The organism is Mesorhizobium sp. M1E.F.Ca.ET.041.01.1.1 (assembly GCF_003997355.1).
In the GTDB taxonomy this organism is placed as follows: domain Bacteria; phylum Pseudomonadota; class Alphaproteobacteria; order Rhizobiales; family Rhizobiaceae; genus Mesorhizobium.
Genome location: NZ_RZSL01001043.1, coordinates 1 through 1,217 on the forward strand (window position 1 = coordinate 1; position 1,217 = coordinate 1,217).

At 61.5% G+C, this 1,217-nt stretch carries 1 protein-coding gene and 1 pseudogene; both read left to right on the forward strand.

Annotated elements, in window-relative coordinates; all coding sequences use genetic code 11:
* Positions 1 to 219: pseudogene (locus EOA38_RS37175) on the forward strand (50S ribosomal protein L1); the annotation flags it as partial.
* A 370-nt stretch (positions 220 to 589) separates the two neighbouring features.
* Complete coding sequence (rplJ, locus tag EOA38_RS37180) at positions 590 to 1,108, forward strand: 50S ribosomal protein L10 (RefSeq protein ID WP_126094118.1); 519 nt, start codon at positions 590 to 592, stop codon at positions 1,106 to 1,108.
* The last annotated feature ends 109 nt before the right edge of the window (positions 1,109 to 1,217 follow it).

A 1,217-nucleotide genomic window follows, 5' to 3' on the forward strand; every position in this document is an offset into this window, starting at 1 on the left:
GTCGAGTTCCGAGTCGAGAAGGCCGGTATCGTACAGGCCGGCGTCGGCAAGGTCTCGTTCGACGTCAAGGCTCTGGAAGAGAATGTGCGGGCCTTCGCCGATGCGGTGAACAAGGCCAAGCCCGCCGGCGCCAAGGGCAACTACGTCAAGAAGGTGTCGGTCACCTCGACGATGGGGCCCGGCCTCAAGCTCGACATCGCGACGCTCGCCGCGTCGTAAGTGTCGCCTGACCGGTTTCAGGCCGGTCGCACCAAGAAATTCCGGACTGCCGATCCGTCGGCGGCCCGGTACCCCGGAAGCCGAAAGGTTTCCGGATATCCTGTCCGAGATTGCAGGCGGCCCAAAGCCTTAATTCACCTGGGCCTGCATGAGACGGGTGAAGACCCGACAAAGGAGCGAACGCTCCAATGAAAGGTTCGAACCGTGTTTGCCTTTTGTCAGCGCATCGCCGGCTTGGCCGTCGGTGTGGCGAAAGGGGGCAGGATCCTCGAGCGCCGTTCGGGAGATCCGTTTTTGGATAGCCCGGCCGGCAAAAGGCAACCCGACTTCTGACCTCGTGAATGAGGCAGGGGTCAACTGGAGATAGGCAGTGGACAGAGCGGAAAAACGCGAACTCGTCACGGGCCTGAACGAAGCGTTCTCGAACGCGGGTTCAGTCGTCGTGGCCCACTACGCCGGTATCACCGTCGCGCAAATGAACGACCTCCGGTCGAAGATGCGCGCCGCCGGTGGCACCGTCAAAGTCGCGAAGAACCGTCTCGCCAAGATCGCTCTTCAGGGCACGGACTCCGCATCGATCGTCGATCTGTTCAAGGGACAGACGCTGGTCGCTTATTCGGAGGATCCGGTTGCGGCGCCGAAGGTCGCGTCCGATTTCGCCAAGGGGAATGACAAATTGATCATTCTCGGCGGCGCAATGGGCTCGACTGCGCTCAACGCCGACGGTGTCAAGGCACTCGCCACGATGCCGTCGCTCGACGAGCTGCGCGCCAAGCTGGTTGGCATGATCGCCACGCCGGCAACCCGGATCGCCCAGATCGTCAATGCGCCCGCGGCTTCGGTCGCGCGTGTCATCGGCGCTTACGCCCGGAAGGACGAGGCGGCATGAGGCCGTTCCTCGCTGTCAACAACACACGTTCGAACCTAGTAAAGGAATACAAAAATGGCTGATCTGGCAAAGATCGTAGACGACCTTTCGAAGCTGACCGTCCTTGAGG